We start from the raw sequence: 16,873 nt of genomic DNA on the forward strand, positions 1-16,873 counted from the left end.
GGACAAGCATCGTCATTTTATTATGGTCAGCCTCAGGGTGAAGTGTGTCTAATCAACAGGGTTTTCGGTCTCTAAGCACTTTTTAAAGGGAACATCATCGACTCAAATCACTATTTGCAACAGTGCCAGAAAATTAACTATAGTAATTATAAGTGATAAATATAGTAAATTTTGGGGGGTGATTACCGTATAAACTGTACCGGGTTTGAAGGAACTTTTAATATCTATTTAAATATAACGATCATTTTTTTATTTATGAATGAGATCTAATAATCATAGAGTACAATTATCTATAAAATCTCCCCACCATTGCATCATCTCAACACGCTGATTAAAATATTCTGCATGATTATAGCTGGCACGGGTTTTATTTTTATCAGTATGGGATAGCTGTGCTTCAATCCAATTCGATTGAAATAAGCCAGATTCATTTAATATTGTACTAAACGTTGAGCGTAAACCATGAGAAGATAATTCATTTTTCCTGTATCCCATTTTTCTAATAATCAAGTTAAGCGTATTAAAATGAATGGGTTTATTTTTATTTCGTGGACTAGAAAAAACATATTTCTCTCCATGAGACCAGATTAGTGCAGATTTTACAACTTCCAGTGCTTGATCAGATAGTGGAACTAAAAAATCAGGAATATCATGACCTAAAATAACTTTTCTTCTATATTGTTTAATATGTAAGGCTGGTATTTTCCATATTTTTTTATCCAAATCGAATTGATGTGGTTCACAAAGCAGTAATTCACTACCACGTACACCTGTATATAACTTAAATAACAATGCTTTTTTAATGATAGGGTCTGTATTAACCTTATTTAATCTAGCTAAAAAATTAGATAGCTCACTTGATTTTAAATACGGATAATTCTTTTTAATCTTATTATTGATTAATATTTTATGAAGACCAATGGCAATATTATATTCACAATAACCCATTGCTACAGCATAATCATAAATCTGATTTAAATAGCTATAGGCTTTCTTTACAGGTTCTTTTACATTCCGAGATTCTATAGTTTTAATAATTTTAACCAAGTCATATCTTTTAACTTCAGTAAATGGCATTACTCCAATATTGGGGTAAACATCTTGATCCAAACATTTTTTTGCAAGCTGAATGACTCCGCATCGTGGTTTGTCTTCAAAGGAATTTCTAATTTTAAATTCCAACCACTCTTCACAAACATCTTGGAAATTTTTTATGTTTTTTTGATGCAGTGGTTTATTTTGATGACCATTAAATTTATATTCATCCCGGACAATTCTTGCCTCTTTTAACGATGTGACAGGATATTCGCCTAACTTTATGCGAGGACGTTTATTTGTACCTTTAATAGAATAACGATAACTCCAAGATTTACGTCCGTTTGGTTCTACCTTCAAACTTAAGCCATCATCATCTGCCAGAAAATAGATTTTTTCCTTTGGCTTAGCCTGGCGTATCTTAACTTCTGTAAGACTCATGAATATTTAACCTAACCATAAAATGCACTGCTCAATTCAATTATAGCAAATTTAAGCGATATTAATATGATGCGTATCATACGCATCACATATTTCTATAAGTAATTGTTAAATAAAATTTATATTTAGATTGGCTAGTCCTTAGTAACCAATTAATTAACCATTAATTTTGCAAGTCTTAAATTGGCATTTGAAGTGTAACCCCATGTTATGACTATTCACATTTCTGCTCTATGATTCATGGTTACTTATTAGTTATGTTATTATGTCAGGAGCGATACAAGAATTAGGGTAACCTTATGGAAATAGCGAATACGAAATGAACCGTACCGGGTTTGTCGGAGACTTTTTTATTTAAGTTAGGCCACCTGACCTAACGGGTTAATCTTATCATAGTACATTGCTTCAAACTCAAAAGGCGACTTGTAACCCAGTGCACTGTGTACACGCTTTTTATTGAACCAATCTACCCAGTTTAGTGTCGCAAGTTGTACATCTGCTAAACCTTGCCAATCTGCTTTTAAATATTCAATCACCTCTGTTTTGTATAAGCCATTCACCGTTTCAGCCAAAGCATTATCGTATGAATCACCAGTTGTACCGACTGATGCTCGTAAATTTGCTGCTTCTAAACGATTGGTATAGCGAATCGAAAGATATTGCACACCCCTGTCGGAATGATGAATCACATTCTTTGGCATGCCTCGATCGTGCAATGCTTGCTCCAATGCATCGAGCACCATATCTGTATTCATCCGTGTAGATACTTTCCATCCAACAATTGCTCGTGAGAACACATCAATAATAAAGGCGGTATAGACCCAGCCTGAATGAGTTTGAATATACGTAAAGTCACTGACCCATAATTGGTCAGGTCGATCAGCACTAAAATTACGTTTCACTAAATCATCTGCTCGTTTTTGATCATCTCGGTTGCGGGTAGTGTGTTTGTTCTTACCACGCCAAACACCTTGTATATCTAGCTTCTGCATCAATCGAGCAACTGTACAACGTGCAATAACATAGCCTTCACGTTTCAATTTTTGCCAAACTTTACGTACACCATATCGACCTAAACTTTCCTTCCAAATTCGTTTAATTTGTTCAGCATGATGCTCATCATGTAGATCTCGTTTCGCTCGATGTTCTGGATTGTCAGCGAGATCTAAAGTTCGGTAATAGGTTGAAGCTGCGATCGGTAAAATCCTACAAATCGCATCAACACCATATCGATCTTTATTGTTATGGATGAAATCCACCATTATTTGTGTGGGCGGTCGAGCTCCGCCTGGGCGAAAAAAGCGGCTGCTTTACGTAGAATTTCATTGGCACGCTTTAATTCTTTAATTTCACGTTCCATTTGCTTCATTTTTTCTTGATCAGATATCTGTTGTACTTTAATAGGATTTTGCTGATCTAAATGCTTTTGATGCCAGGCACGAAGTGTTTCAGGAGTACAACCAATCTTAGGCGCAATTGCTGTGATTGCAGCCCAAGTAGAAGGATAATCTTTTTCAGATTCAATCAATAATTGAACCGCTCTTTCTCTGATTTCAGGGGTATATTTTAATTTTGTCATCGGGATAGTCTCTCAGAATATTGACTCTCCGACAAACCCGGTACGGTCCACCTTAAATTTGGCTCAATTAGGGGCGCTTTGCCTTTCAAATCTTTGTGCAATAAAGCCGTTGGAAAGTAATCTTGAAACAAGTTATAAGCTTCTTTTTCATAAATTACTGAGTATTTGTGTAAATATTCAACATCTGATTTTTTAACCCAGATATTGAATTAAAATAAAAACCAATAAAAACCAACATCATTGGTATTTATAATAGATCTCTTGCGAAAGTCGTTATTGCAAGTTCATCCGGTTTACCAGTGCAGCGATTAAGTTAATGCGTAAACCGAATCTTTTCCGTCTATTTCGATAGCGTTCACTTAGTATTCTAAATGTTTTCAATTGACTATTGATGTGTTCGATCACAACTCGTATTTTTCCAATCATTTTATTGTACTTTTTCTCAACATCAAATAAGGGTAAATTCTTCTTTTTCTTTATTGGCATCAATAATTTAAAGCCATCTTGCTCTAATCCATAGTAACCTAAATCGGTCATAATATATTCACAATGTTTGAATTTCTTAACTGTTTTTCTTGCCAATTTAATATCATGCTGACTGCCAGACGATATATCTACTCCTATGATTTGTTTGCTCTTCGGATGATAGATCACTTGGGCTTTTAACGTATGTTTCTTCTTTTTACCACTGTAGAACTTACTCTGATTTTTTTTCGGGCGTTCTATTAAACATTCTGTCGCATCAATAATTACCCAGTTAAATTGTTCGTCTGCTGTGGTAATGCTTCGTTTTGGCAGGGTAAAACGTCTTGATTTCATTAATGCATCTTCAACCTTTTTAATAGTTCGATTCACATTACTTTCAGCGATATGGTAATTTGCCGCCAATTCCAATTGGGTGTTGTAGCTCCGTAAGTAATTGAGTGTTAATAATAATTGATCCTCTATAGCTAAAGTATGAGGACGCCCTAATTTCTTTTTAAGTGATTCTGCTTCTTTTAAAACTTCGACCATTTCACTAAAAACTGCTCGAGGTACACCAACCAAGCGCTGGAATTCAGAATCTGAAAAACGATTTAATTTCTGATATTTCATGAAATCTATATTGAGGCAGTTTTTACTTTCGCAAGAGGTCTATTTTAATCATGTTCATTTACAATAAAAATCACTAAGTCAATATGTATTTAGTCTAAAATATCCATCAATCAAAAATGTGTGATAGCTTCGAACGTTAATCTTTGCATACTTGTAATTTTGAGTATTACTTCAATTCTCTAAGCTAATTCTTTACAAGTGTTCCTATCACCATAATTGTTATTCTTGTCTTCGCTATAAAGCGATCCAAACCTGCCCTCCATGGTCATAATCGCATGAATAAATTTTTAAAATACCTATTGGTATTCATCGTTCTGCTTATTATTGCAGCACTAATCTTTTTATTTAGACCTATCGCGTCTAAAAAAATTCAAACCACCAGCAATGAGCCTGTTGTTGACGCAGTCTTAGTGGGCGGTGGGATCATGAGTGCAACTTTAGGCACATATCTAAGCGAGCTTGAGCCAAACTGGCAAATTCGCATGTATGAACGCCTAGACAATGTTGCCCAAGAAAGCTCAAACGGCTTCAACAATGCTGGTACAGGCCACTCTGGCTTTATGGAAATGAACTATACCTCTGAAAAAGATGGAAAAATGGACATTTCTAAAGCTGTGAACGTTGCGGAACAATTTGAAGTTGCAAAACAGTTCTGGTCTTATCAGGTGAAAGAAGGTGTTTTGGGTCAACCAAATAGCTTTATCAATCCTGTGCCGCACATTGCCTTCGTTTGGGGCGATAACGTGAATTTCCTAGAAAAACGTTATGCTGCAATGGTTAAAAACCCAATGTTCTATGGCATGAAATTCTCTGAGAATCCTGCTGAAATTAAACAATGGGCACCATTGGTAATGAATGGCCGTGATGCTGCACAGAAAGTAGCTGCAACACGCATGGATGTAGGTTCGGATGTGAACTATGGTTCGATCACCACTCAATTGGTCGATCACCTTAAAAAACAATCTAACTTCAAACTACAAACATCGACTGAAGTGACTGGCATTAGCCAAAACGATGATAAAACGTGGACGGTTGCATTTAAAAACCTCACTACAGGTAAAACAGATCACGTGAAAACGCGCTTTGTCTTCATTGGTGCAGGCGGTGCAGCAGTTAAACTTTTACAAATGACAGGCTTACCAGAAGCGAAGCAATATGCTGGCTTCCCTGTAGGTGGCGTGTTCTTAATGACCGACAACCCGAAAGTCACTGAAGGTCATACTGCAAAAGTTTATGGCCGTGCTGAATTAGGCGCACCTCCAATGTCTGTTCCACATATTGATACACGTTATATCGACGGTAAAAAATATGTGTTGTTTGGCCCATTTGCGACTTATTCAAACAAGTTCTTAAAACAAGGTTCTCAGCTTGATTTATTGAAATCAACCACTAAGAACAACGTTTTACCAATGACTGCTGTGGGTATGGAAAATCTTGATTTGGTGAAATACTTAGTTAGCCAAGTCATGATGACCGATGAAGACCGTTTTAATGAGTTGAAAAAATACTATCCTGATGCAAAACCAGAAGACTGGCGCATGAATCAAGGTGGTCAACGTGTTCAAATCATTAAGAAAGAACCAGGCAAACCTGCAAGCTTGCAATTTGGTACCGAGATTTTTGCATCACAAGATGGTGCTGTGACTGCCCTATTAGGTGCGTCTCCTGGTGCTTCAACTTCCCCTTATATTATGTTGAGCTTGCTTGAAAAAGCATTCCCTCAGCAAGTAGCAGGTAAATGGAATCCGAAATTACATGAAATTGTAAAATCGTACCAACAAGAACTCAGCACTAATCCTGTGCTTCTTGACCAAGTTCGCCAATACACCAGCACAACCCTTGGTTTGAAATATACACCTATGGCTAAAGCTGCAAATGACGAAACTATTGCGGTAGCAAAAGCACAGTAATCTGCTTTAAACCCTAAAAAGGATGGACTTTGCGCCATCCTTTTTTAATTCATATTTGAAACTATTCTGTTTATGTCGCTTTTCCATTCCGATGCTTTTTTGGCTTTTCGTTCACGTGATTTTTCACTTCTGAGTGTCAATCAGTTGTGCTTAATTCTAACCATCATGATTCAAGAAGTCGTCATTGCCTATAGTATCTATCAACTCACTCAAAATCCACTCAGCCTTGGCATGATTGCCTTAATTGAGTTACTCCCCTTTATTTGCCTCTCCCTGATCAGTGGCGACTGGGCTGATCGCTATAACCGACAAAAAATTGTGCAGTGGAGTTTTAGCTGTAGCACTTTAATTCCATTATTATTTATTATTCTTTTTTCTCAGTACCAACAACAGCACATTCAACAAAATACACTTTTATGCGGCATTTATAGCCTCATCTTTTGCTTAGGCATACTTAGAGGCATTTACAGCCCATCATTTAATTCATTACGCCCTTTTCTAACCCCCGAGTCAGCCTATAGCAATGCAGCCACATGGACCGCGCTCATTTGGCAAATAGGCGGCATTTTAGCGCCTTTATGCGCAGGACTTTTACTCGGCCAACTTGGGCTTGAAAAGACCCTCTTTATTGTTTTTTTCTTGTGTTGCGTGGGTAGCATCTGCTTATTCAGATTAAGTCCTCGTCAATTCCCTAGCCCACATAAACAGCATTTGAGCAAAAGTTTGAAAGAAGCCTATTTGTTTATTTTTAAACATCCACTAATGTTTTGGAGTATGTTGCTGGATCTCAGCGTCATGCTTTTTTGTAGTGTCATTATCTTACTGCCTATTTTTGCACACGATATCCTGCATCTTGGTGTTGAAGGCTTAGGTATACTCAGAGCTGCACCAGCTATTGGCGCCTGTATCATGATGTTGATGTTGACCTGTTATTCTCCGATGCAAAATGCATGGAGAAATATGCTCTATAGTAGTTTTGCAATTGCTTTATGTATTTTAGCCTTTGCACTATCCTCCCATGTTTGGCTCTCAGTCTTCTTCCTTGTTTTAATCGGTGCCTTTGATAGCATTAGCATGGTCATTCGACAAACTTTATTACAGCAACTCCCCCCAAAAGCACTATTAGGGCGTGTAGCGGCTTTAAATGGCATATTAGTCACTTCAGGCAATCAGCTCGGTGCCCTACACATGAGCCTGATGACGCGCTATTTTTCTGTGGTGCCAGCAGTACTTATTGGAGGGACGCTGTGTTTAATAATCTGTGGTCTAAGCTCTACTCGTACGCGACATTTATTCAAGCCATCTCCAACACTAAAAAAACATGCCCCAGTGGCAAAAAGTGAATAGTATGTTAAGCTTCAAATCCTCTTTTAATAGGATGTGAGTTTTCAATAGAGCAAATTATGAAACAGATTTTCACCTTTTCACACATTCTCTATACCAAACTCTATTCTTTCGCACTATCAGTGTTGTTGGCTTATTGCCTATTCAATGCAATTTATACGTTCATTATTGGTGGAACTGGTTTTTATTTATTTGCAACTTTTATTTTAGCTTTTCAATGTAATTTCACGTTACGCACTTCTCTGCATGACCGTATTTACACCAGTTTAGGGATAGTTTTGCTTATTATTGGGTTATTGTATACACATGGAATTCACTTTCTAAACCATTTAAAAACAATTGTATTGGTTCCTTCTTTAATTCTAACTGCTTTTGGAATAGATAATTTATATAGAAAGCCAAATAGACTTAGTTGTCTTAAAGTTGGACTGATCCTCGGCCTATTGCTATTAGCTTATATTCAATATTATGATTTAGTAGAACTGCAAAATTATTATGACTCTTTACATAATGATGAGACTTGGCAGCAATTTGGCGCATTATAACAGCTAGCACAAAAAAATTCGGTGGGTGAAAAATTTACAATCCTAATTCTGATTTATCGATGTTATTACATAGGAAAACTGCCTTTAAAAGGCGGGTCTTGCCAGTCTAGAATTGCAGATAAAAGGGAATAAAATGCCTGTATATCCGATTCTAGAAATTGATCATTTTCAGCATCATAAACAAAAGATTTTTCTTCTAATAAGTATTGGCCATCTTGCTCACTAAGAAAATTTTAAAGTTATTTTGAACCGTACCGGGTTTGTCGGAGACTTTTTTATTTAAGTTAGGCCACCTGACCTAACGGGTTAATCTTATCATAGTACATTGCTTCAAACTCAAAAGGCGATACATAACCCAGTGCACTGTGTACACGCTTTTTATTGAACCAATCTACCCAGTTTAGTGTCGCAAGTTGTACATCTGCTAAACCTTGCCAATCTGCTTTTAAATATTCAATCACCTCTGTTTTGTATAAGCCATTCACCGTTTCAGCCAGAGCATTATCGTATGAATCACCAGTTGTACCGACTGATGCTCGTAAATTTGCAGCTTCTAAACGATTGGTATAGCGAATAGAAAAATATTGAACACCTCTATCGGAATGATGAATCACATTCTTTGGCATGCCTCGATCGTGCAATGCTTGCTCCAATGCATCGAGCACCATATCTGTATTCATCCGTGTAGATACTTTCCATCCAACAATTGCTCGTGAGAACACATCAATAACAAATGCGGTATAGACCCAGCCTGAATGAGTTTGAATATAGGTAAAGTCACCCACCCATAGTTGGTTTGGATGATCAGCATTAAAATTACGTTTCACTAAATCATCTGCCCGTTTTTGGTCATCTCGGTTACGGGTGGTTTGTTTATTCTTACCACGCCAAACACCTTGTATACCTAGCTTTTGCATCAATCGAGCAACTGTACAACGTGCAATAACATAACCCTCACGTTTTAATTTTTGCCAGACTTTACGTACACCATATCGACCTGAACTTTCCTTCCAAATTCGTTTAATTTGTTCAGCATGATGCTCATCATGTAGATCTCGTTTCGCTCGATGTTCTGGATTTACTGTGAGATCTAAAGTCCGGTAATAGGTTGAAGCTGCGATCGGTAAAATCCTACAAATCGCATCAACACCATATCGATCTTTATTGTTATGGATAAAATCCACCATTATTTGTATGGGCGGTCGAGCTCCGCCTGGGCGAAAAAAGCGGCTGCTTTACGTAGAATTTCATTGGCACGCTTTAATTCTTTAATTTCACGTTCCATTTGCTTCATTTTTTCTTGATCAGATATCTGTTGTACTTTAATAGGATTTTGCTGATCTAAATGCTTTTGATGCCAGGCACGAAGTGTTTCAGGAGTACAACCAATCTTAGGCGCAATTGCTGTGATTGCAGCCCAAGTAGAAGGATAATCTTTTTCAGATTCAATTAGTAATTGAACCGCTCTTTCTCTGATTTCAGGGGTATATTTTAATTTTGTCATCGGAATAGTCTCTCAGAATATTGAGTCTCCGACAAACCCGGTACGGTTCTATCTTTGGTAGAGTTGCAAAAAACATTACCAATTTCAGATAAAGATTTTAGATAGCCGCTTAGCTTACTGAATAACTAAAAATCCTCAGCATCTTTAATTTATTAAGATGAGTATTTCTCATCTTAAGCTGAATTTATATCGTTTTACTCACTTTCTTATTCACGTTTAAATATAGCCATTCAGAAATTTAACTTTTTATAAAATTTTTAGGTGGCAATCTCCATGAGTACAGCATTTGAGTGTTCAATTAAACGTATCCGTTTTGATGAGAATTATACACCAGCAGAAAACACACGTTTAACCACAAACTTTGCCAATTTGGCACGTGGGGAAAGCCGTGAAGAAAACTTGCGTCGTACCCTTGCGATGATCAACAACCGTTTTAATAGCTTGGCAACCGTTGATAACCCGAAAGGTGATCGCTATTCACTTGAGATTGACATTATTTCTGCGGAAATTGATATTGAAGGTAATGGTCAAACTTTCCCATTTATTGAAACACTTAAAAGTGTTGTGATTGACCATCAAACAGGTGAGCGTATTGAAGGCATGATCGGCAATAGCTTCTCATCTTATGTGCGTGATTACGACTTCAGCGTGGTATTGCCACAATTGGGTTGTGGTGTAGGTGAAAAACCTGAAGATTTTGGCAATCTACATGGCAAGCTTTATCAACATTTAGTCAATTCAGATGTATTTAAAGCAGAATTTAAAAAACAACCTGTCATTTGCTTAAGCGTTTCAACCTCTAAAACGTATTTCCGTACAGCCAACGTACATCCTATTTTGGGTGTGGAATACAAAAATGATGAATATTCACGTACCGATGAATATTTTGCCAAAATGGGTTTACGTGTACGCTACTTTAAACCAGAAGGTGGTAATGCACCATTAGCATTCTATTTCGCTGGCGATTTAGTCCGTGATTATACTGATTTTGAATTGATCAGTGCTATTGCGACCATGGAAAGTTTCCAACGGATCTATCGTCCTGAAATTTACAACACCAACTCTCCTGCAGGTGTGGTGTATCAACCAAGTCTAAGCTATGGCGATTATTCACTTACACGTGTGGTCTATGACCGTGTGGAACGTGGTGAGCTTGCAGTTAAACAAGGTAAATGGACGGAAGAAAACTTCATTAAGCCTTATCAAGACATTTTAAATGAATGGGCTGCAAATTTCGAAGTCGAAACAGCTGCTTAATCCATTAAATTGATAAACAGATTTACGAATTTAGACAAAGAAGATTAGACATGGCGCTTACACAACCGAAACTTTTACTCCCAACTTCAACTGCGGGTAGCTTGCCAAAACCGTCTTGGTTAGCTGAACCTGAAAAATTATGGTCTGCATGGAAGCTTGAAGGCGAAGAATTATTAGAAGCTAAACGTGATGCTTTGAAATTATCATTACATGAGCAAGTCACTGCAGGTATCGATATCGTGAGTGATGGTGAGCAAACCCGTCAGCACTTTGTAACCACGTTTATTGAACATCTTGAAGGTGTAGATTTCGAAAAGCGTGAAACCATGCGTATTCGTAATCGTTATGATGCAAGTGTACCTTCAGTTGTGGGTGAAGTTTCTCGTAAAAAAGCAGTGTTTGTAGACGATGCGAAATTTTTACGCAGCCAAACCAGTCAGCCAATTAAATGGGCGTTGCCTGGTCCAATGACCATGATTGATACACTTTTTGACGGACACTACAAGAGCCGTGAAAAACTGGCTTGGGAATTTGCCAAAATTTTGAACCAAGAAGCTTTAGAACTTGAAGCAGCAGGCGTAGACATTATCCAATTTGATGAACCTGCGTTTAACGTATTCTTTGATGAAGTGAATGACTGGGGTGTACCAACCTTAGAACGTGCACTTGAAGGTCTAAAATGTGAAACTGCAGTTCATATTTGCTATGGTTACGGCATTAAAGCCAATACAGATTGGAAACAAACTTTAGGTAATGAATGGCGTCAATACGAAGAGTCATTCCCGAAACTACAACAATCTAAGCTCGATATTATTTCACTTGAATGCCAAAACTCACGTGTACCAATGGATTTGATTGAATTGATCCGTGGTAAGAAAGTGATGGTGGGTGCCATTGATGTAGCAACTAGCAAAGTTGAAACTGCAGAAGAAGTGGCGAATACCTTACGTAAAGCACTTCAATTTGTTGATGCAGATAAACTCTATCCTTCAACCAACTGTGGTATGACACCACTTTCTCGCCAAGTTGCACGTGGCAAGCTTGAGGCTTTAAGCGCAGGTGCTGCCATTGTTCGTAAAGAGCTAGAAGCTTAATCAAACGTAGTCTCGTGCGAAGCAGGGGCAAATTATTGCAAGATGATTTGTTCTACTTAAAGCACGAGCACGTGATATGTACATTTGAGATGAAAGAGATGATTGAAGCAACAGACTTTAGAAATGCAATGTCTTTACTCACCACAGCAGTGAATGTTATTACGACTGCGAGTAAAGCAGGTATGCATGGATTTACTGCATCTGCCGTATGTAGCGTGACGGATACACCGCCAACGTTATTGGTCTGTATGAATCAATCCTCCCGTTCACATGCCCATTTTGTTGAAAATAAAGTCTTGGCTGTAAACGTACTAAGTACTCAGCATGAACAGCTTTCAAATGCTTTTGCTTCAAGTAAATTCAGTTCTGAAGAGCGTTTCAACTTAGGTGAGTGGAGTGCGTTGGAAACTGGTTCACCTATTTTGCAAGATGCCTTGGTCAGTTTTGACTGTGAAATTCAGGACATTCAGCAAGTGGGTACACACAGTATTTTCATGTGTCGTGTGCTTCAAGTTCAACAAAGCGATCAAGAAGAAAGCCTGGTGTATTTTAACCGTGCTTATCATCAAGTGGGTCAGTTGGAACACGCTTAATTCAACGCCTTAATCCTTTCATTTTTTAAAGTTAGTCTATTGTGGAACTTATAACCTTTTTAGTCATCGGTGCTTTTGCTGGTTTTGCAGCAGGGCTGTTTGGTGTCGGGTAAGCGTCCGCTGAACCCCATACCTATTTTTTAATTTTGGTCGGATTTCCAGCGGTGTGGCAGTAATTCTTCTATTTGGGTGACTTTATGCGTCGGCAGCCTTTTCAGCACATCACTTAAATAGGCATACGGATCCAGTCCATTCAGCTTTGCTGACTGGATTAAAGTCATGATATTGGCAGCTCGTTGGCCGCTGCGCAGCGAGCCAGCAAACAGCCAGTTCTTACGTCCCAACGCCCAGGGGCGCATCTGATTTTCAATCCCTTGCGCAGCAATGCTGCTCATATCTATAGGCAAATTGCCATCATTCAGATAGCGGCAGAGTGCCTGCCAACGTTTTAGGCTGTAATTGATCGCCTTGGCAGTTGGAGAACTCGATGGCACCGCCAGATAATGTTGGCTGAGCCATTCATACAGTTGTTGCATCACCGTTTGGCTATGCTGTTGCCGGTATTCGCGGCGATGTTCTGCTGTACCATCGGTCTTTTTCCTGAGTTCTGCTTCTATGGCATACAGTTTCTGAATCAGCACTAATGCCTGTTCAGCGATCTGACTTTTCCCGGTCACATGCAGTTCATGAAATTTACGACGTGCATGTGCCATGCAGCCCACCTCAATGACCTGGCCTGATTTAAAGCGTGCTTTATAACCACTGTAATCATCACAGACCAGATGACCCTGCCAGCCATTCAGGAACTCTTCAGCATGCTGACCTGAACGGCTATCCTGAAAGTCATAGATCACCGCTTGAACTGGATTGTACTGTGTAGTGGCATAGGCCCAGACATAACCTTTCTTCGGTTTTTTCTCATCATCACCCATCCGCATGATGGTGACCGGCGTTTCATCGGCATGGATCACCCGCTGTTGCAGCACCACCTGTTTTAAGGCATTGGCCAGAGGTTCCAGTTCCACACCGCAGCAACCAATCCAGTCAGATAAAGTAGATCTGGACAGATCAATGCCCGCCCGCTGATAGATCAGGCGCTGACGGTACAGCGGCAAATGATCGGCATACTTCGATACCAGCACATGGCTGAGCAATTCAGGTGAAGCAATGCCTTTATCAATCACATAGGCAGGCATCGCTTGCTGAGTCAGAGTGTCGCACTGATCACAGACCCATTTGCCACGGACATGCTGTTCCTTGTAGAACTGTGCCGGTCTGAAATGCAGTTTTTCACTGATATCTTCGCCGATACGACGTAACTGGCAGCCACAACTGCATTGGGTTGATGCAGGTTCATGCTCAATACGGATGGTGTGTAGATGATCTGGCAGCAGTCGACGTTTAGGTTTGTTGACTGTGGCTTTCTGTGTCGCTGCATCAGTTTTATCTGCATTCAGCCGCTCCAGTTCCAGATCAACGGCTGCGATATCCTCTTCGACTGCTTCGTCCCACAGATGGATTTGTTTTGCTGTTAGGTGTTCATTCTTTTGGGCGAATTTGTGCTTTTTAAACAGAGCCAGTTCATGCTCGTATTTTTGAGTGAGAATAGAGAGATGTTGGTTGCATGCTTCCAGATGTTGAACTTTGCCATCTAATTGTTGATTGGTGACTTCCAGATGTTGAACTTTGGCATCTAATTGCTGATTTGATTGTGCCAAAGACTGATGCTGCATCGCCAATTGCCGGGTAAATTCCAGCAGTTGCTCATGGGTCAGTTGGTTTAAATCAGGCAGCGTTTTCATGACCGCAGTATGCCTGAGGTCATGAAGAGAATGAAATAGAACGTTTGGAGAATAGCAGAATGTACGAGCCTGGTTTAGAGCATCGTCACCACCTGCTGTCGTCCAATTCTCTGCCAGGGTAAACCCTGGATCAGTGCCTGCAACTGCTCTGGGCTGAGGGCTACGGTTTCACCCTGGTGAATCTGAGCCCAGTGAAATTTACCCTGTTCCAGCCGCCGGGCACACAGCCAGATGCCCAATCCATCATGCACCAGCACTTTCATGCGATGGCCACGCTTATTACAGAACAGGTAGGCGCAATGCGGTTTGATCGAGCCAAAGGCTCTCAGCACCTGAGCCATGGCAGTATCCATACCCGCACGCATGTCCATCGGCTGGGTAGAGAGCCAGATTTCATCGATATGGATCATGTTGCAAGTGCCTTGAGTAATTCTGCTAAAGCAGATATTTCTGATACTTGCCATTTCAAGCCAATTTCTGCTTTTGAGTGGGGTAAAGTAATTTGAACCGTTAACATGTCAGTAGGAGTAGGATCTAATGGTGCAGAGCAAGATAAGGCAATAAATGCAGGTTTATTCGGTAGTGGTGAGCGATCATTCCCTGGCTTACCATCAATTAAGCGAATCCATTTGGATACAAGATTTGTATTCAATCCATGTTGCAAAGCGACCGAAGCAATTGAAACGTTCGGTGCTTTAAGGCAAAGGATTTCTTTCTTTGCTTCGAGAGGTTCATGTTCATCAGGGTTGTTACGTCGTAAAGGCTGTACGGCCTTATTTGTCTCGGAGAGTGGTGGCAGTCCAAACAACAAACCCCATGACCATAACTTATGGGGCTTGTTGGCTATTTTGCTGCGTATTGTGTGGCTTTTTGTGATTAAGCCTTACATCGCTTCACGTTGTGCTTCATCTTCCAAATAGTTTTCTAAAGAATCATCTAGCGCATATAACCATGGCGTGTGATGTGGCTTAGCCATTTTTCCAGTCATTACTGAGCGATAGACTTTATCTCTAAAGCCCATAATGTTTTCTTTTTTATGCTTTTTCCATTGCATGAAAATATCATGCACTGCATCAATATTGAATGATGGATAGTCCGTCTGCGCAATCAGGCGTTTGATGTAGTCACCTTGGAAGCGGGCAGATTGTTCATCGTTCAATAGGCGCTGCTCTTTTTGATGTAAGGTCTGCGTATGGCTCTGCATTTCTGCCGTGCTTGGTAAAGCAATTTTGCCCAAAATCACATCACGGACAAACCATGCTTGCGCATCGAACATATTGAAGGTGTACCATTGATCTTGCATGCCCAAGTAGAACAAGCGAGGATTCTTTTCCCACACCACACCCTGATATAAACCCTGCGGATAAAGGCAGTTATGTGTTCTGAGGCGTAGGTTATCTTCAATAAATGGGAAGTGGTGCAAATAGCCTGTGCATAAAATAATGGCATCAATTTTGGCAGATGTTCCATCACTAAAATAAGCAGTATTTTCATCTACACGCAGTAATTGTGGCTTTTCAGACCAGTTTTTAGGCCATTTAAAGCCCATGGCTTTACTACGATAGCAACTGTAAATTTGCTTAGCACCGTATTTATAACATTGCGAACCAATGTCTTCGGCAGAGTAGCTGCTGCCAACCAATAACACAGACTTGCCTTTAAATTCCAGCGCATCACGGAAGTCGTGTGCGTGTAAAATGCGACCATGGAATTGATCAAAGCCTTCATAAACAGGAACGCGTGGGGTAGAGAAGTGTCCAGATGCAACGACAACATAATCAAATTGTTCTGAATAATGCTGTTGTTGTGTATAATCTTCGACATCTACCGTGAATTTTTGCGTTGTTTCATCATAGGCAATATGCTGAACGGCACTATTGAAACGAACTAAATCTTTGACCTGTGCTTTTTCTGCACGGCCTTTGATGTAATCCCACAGTACTGCACGTGGTGGATATGAAGCGATTGGTTTTTTGAAATGTTCATCAAAAGTATAATCGGCAAATTCTAGCGCTTCTTTGGGGCCATTTGACCATAAATAGCGGTACATACTGCCGTGGACAGGTTCCCCATGTTCATCTATACCAGTGCGCCAAGTATAGTTCCATAGCCCGCCCCAATCATTTTGTTTTTCGAAACATACAATTTCAGGAACTTGTAGACCTTTGGCCTTTGCTGACTGAAACGCTCTTAATTGGGCCATGCCACTTGGGCCAGCACCAATAATTGCAATTCGATCCATTGCTATCTCCATTAGTTTTGAGTTCTTAATTACCTCTCCAATTTTGAGTGTCACAATTTAGGATTTGAAATATAAGCATTATAAAGATAAGCAAATACAATCCTAAATTGAGCGATTAAAAATCTGTTCAAAATAGGATGTGAATTAAAAAAAAGAAAAAATAATAAAATGTGCTAAAGACAGTAAAAATTACCTAAGCAATTCATCTTTATAAAAAACACATTTTTTAAGAAAGCTGATCTTATCATAATTTCTGATTAATTGTGGCTTTGCTTAGTTATAAAAGTGAATTTAAAGTCATTCCATTAGGGTCTGTTGACATTTTCTGTTCAAAAAAATAGCGAGAAAGTAAAATTTAATCGCCAAACCAAATTTACTTCTCGCTATGCCTCGTACAATGCTGAATGATCAACACTGGTCTAAGTTACTTTC

Annotated in this window: 14 protein-coding genes, 1 pseudogene and 2 other annotated features; of the genes and pseudogenes, 7 read left to right on the forward strand and 8 right to left on the reverse strand. The window is 39.3% G+C overall.

What is annotated here, in order from left to right; genetic code table 11:
• Positions 1–75 (forward strand): annotated as a pseudogene (locus FTU42_RS13755) (IS6 family transposase); the annotation flags it as partial.
• Between the two features lie 198 nt (positions 76–273).
• On the opposite strand, the gene FTU42_RS13760 reads toward FTU42_RS13755, so the two are convergent.
• The 3 genes from FTU42_RS13760 to FTU42_RS13770 all read right to left on the reverse strand — a co-directional run bounded on the left by FTU42_RS13760 (position 274) and on the right by FTU42_RS13770 (position 4,150).
• The gene (locus FTU42_RS13760) at positions 274–1,476 is read right to left on the reverse strand and encodes a tyrosine-type recombinase/integrase (RefSeq protein ID WP_100355904.1); all 1,203 of its coding nucleotides are present in this window, start codon (positions 1,474–1,476) and stop codon (positions 274–276) included.
• 359 nt (positions 1,477–1,835) lie between these two features.
• Positions 1,836–3,055, reverse strand: a protein-coding gene (locus FTU42_RS13765; RefSeq protein ID WP_180076614.1) for an IS3 family transposase whose coding sequence is annotated in 2 segments (ribosomal slippage) — positions 1,836–2,779 and positions 2,779–3,055 — 1,221 coding nt in all. Because the reading frame shifts where the segments join, the coding sequence is not laid out codon by codon here.
• Positions 2,664–2,780, reverse strand: a sequence feature (AL1L pseudoknot). Its footprint overlaps the gene before it by 117 nt.
• 273 nt (positions 3,056–3,328) lie before the next feature.
• Complete coding sequence (locus tag FTU42_RS13770; protein ID WP_180078804.1) at positions 3,329–4,150, reverse strand: IS5 family transposase; 822 nt, start codon at positions 4,148–4,150, stop codon at positions 3,329–3,331.
• Between the two features lie 275 nt (positions 4,151–4,425).
• Here FTU42_RS13770 and mqo point away from each other — a divergent pair, with 275 nt between their 5' ends.
• From mqo to FTU42_RS13785, 3 genes are all read left to right on the forward strand, one after another.
• Positions 4,426–6,060 carry a malate dehydrogenase (quinone) gene (gene mqo / locus FTU42_RS13775; protein ID WP_074382675.1) on the forward strand — a complete coding sequence of 545 codons (1,635 nt, stop codon included), beginning with the start codon at positions 4,426–4,428 and terminating at the stop codon, positions 6,058–6,060.
• Between the two features lie 72 nt (positions 6,061–6,132).
• Complete coding sequence (locus FTU42_RS13780) at positions 6,133–7,407, forward strand: MFS transporter (RefSeq protein ID WP_074382676.1); 1,275 nt, start codon at positions 6,133–6,135, stop codon at positions 7,405–7,407.
• A 56-nt stretch (positions 7,408–7,463) separates the two neighbouring features.
• Entirely contained in the window at positions 7,464–7,949 is a 486-nt protein-coding gene (locus FTU42_RS13785; RefSeq protein WP_180083611.1) for a hypothetical protein, read from the forward strand.
• Positions 7,950–8,233: 284 nt separating this feature from the next.
• Here FTU42_RS13785 and FTU42_RS13790 read toward each other — a convergent pair.
• Positions 8,234–9,453 (reverse strand): IS3 family transposase gene (locus FTU42_RS13790; protein ID WP_180078807.1). Its coding sequence is split into 2 segments (ribosomal slippage): positions 8,234–9,177 and positions 9,177–9,453, totalling 1,221 coding nucleotides; the frame shifts between segments, so codons are not numbered across the junction.
• Positions 9,062–9,178, reverse strand: a sequence feature (AL1L pseudoknot). It overlaps the preceding gene by 117 nt.
• Positions 9,454–9,726: 273 nt before the next feature.
• Here FTU42_RS13790 and FTU42_RS13795 point away from each other — a divergent pair.
• The 3 genes from FTU42_RS13795 (at position 9,727) to FTU42_RS13805 (ending at position 12,397) form a co-directional block, all read left to right on the forward strand.
• On the forward strand, positions 9,727–10,710 hold the full coding sequence (locus FTU42_RS13795; RefSeq protein WP_159138861.1) for a putative oxygenase MesX: 984 nt from the start codon (positions 9,727–9,729) through the stop codon (positions 10,708–10,710).
• A 50-nt stretch (positions 10,711–10,760) separates the two neighbouring features.
• Positions 10,761–11,804 carry a methionine synthase gene (locus FTU42_RS13800; protein ID WP_004733166.1) on the forward strand — a complete coding sequence of 348 codons (1,044 nt, stop codon included), beginning with the start codon at positions 10,761–10,763 and terminating at the stop codon, positions 11,802–11,804.
• A 98-nt stretch (positions 11,805–11,902) separates the two neighbouring features.
• Positions 11,903–12,397, forward strand: coding sequence for a flavin reductase (locus tag FTU42_RS13805; protein WP_005093807.1), 495 nt, complete (start codon positions 11,903–11,905; stop codon positions 12,395–12,397).
• Between the two features lie 140 nt (positions 12,398–12,537).
• On the opposite strand, the gene FTU42_RS13810 is transcribed toward FTU42_RS13805, so the two are convergent.
• From FTU42_RS13810 to FTU42_RS13825, 4 genes are all read right to left on the reverse strand, one after another.
• Positions 12,538–14,199, reverse strand: a complete 1,662-nt coding sequence (locus FTU42_RS13810; protein ID WP_180076613.1) for an IS66 family transposase — start codon at positions 14,197–14,199, stop codon at positions 12,538–12,540.
• Between the two features lie 74 nt (positions 14,200–14,273).
• Positions 14,274–14,609, reverse strand: a complete 336-nt coding sequence (tnpB, locus tag FTU42_RS13815) for an IS66 family insertion sequence element accessory protein TnpB (RefSeq protein ID WP_074382683.1) — start codon at positions 14,607–14,609, stop codon at positions 14,274–14,276.
• Positions 14,606–15,010 carry an IS66 family insertion sequence element accessory protein TnpB gene (locus tag FTU42_RS14945; protein ID WP_227523651.1) on the reverse strand — a complete coding sequence of 135 codons (405 nt, stop codon included), beginning with the start codon at positions 15,008–15,010 and terminating at the stop codon, positions 14,606–14,608. The genes tnpB and FTU42_RS14945 overlap by 4 nt, the downstream gene beginning before the upstream one ends.
• A 72-nt stretch (positions 15,011–15,082) precedes the next feature.
• The gene (locus FTU42_RS13825; protein ID WP_159516660.1) at positions 15,083–16,441 is read right to left on the reverse strand and encodes an NAD(P)-binding domain-containing protein; all 1,359 of its coding nucleotides are present in this window, start codon (positions 16,439–16,441) and stop codon (positions 15,083–15,085) included.
• Positions 16,442–16,873: the final 432 nt, after the last annotated feature.

This window comes from Acinetobacter sp. YH12102 (assembly GCF_013419125.1).
GTDB lineage: Bacteria > Pseudomonadota > Gammaproteobacteria > Pseudomonadales > Moraxellaceae > Acinetobacter > Acinetobacter pseudolwoffii.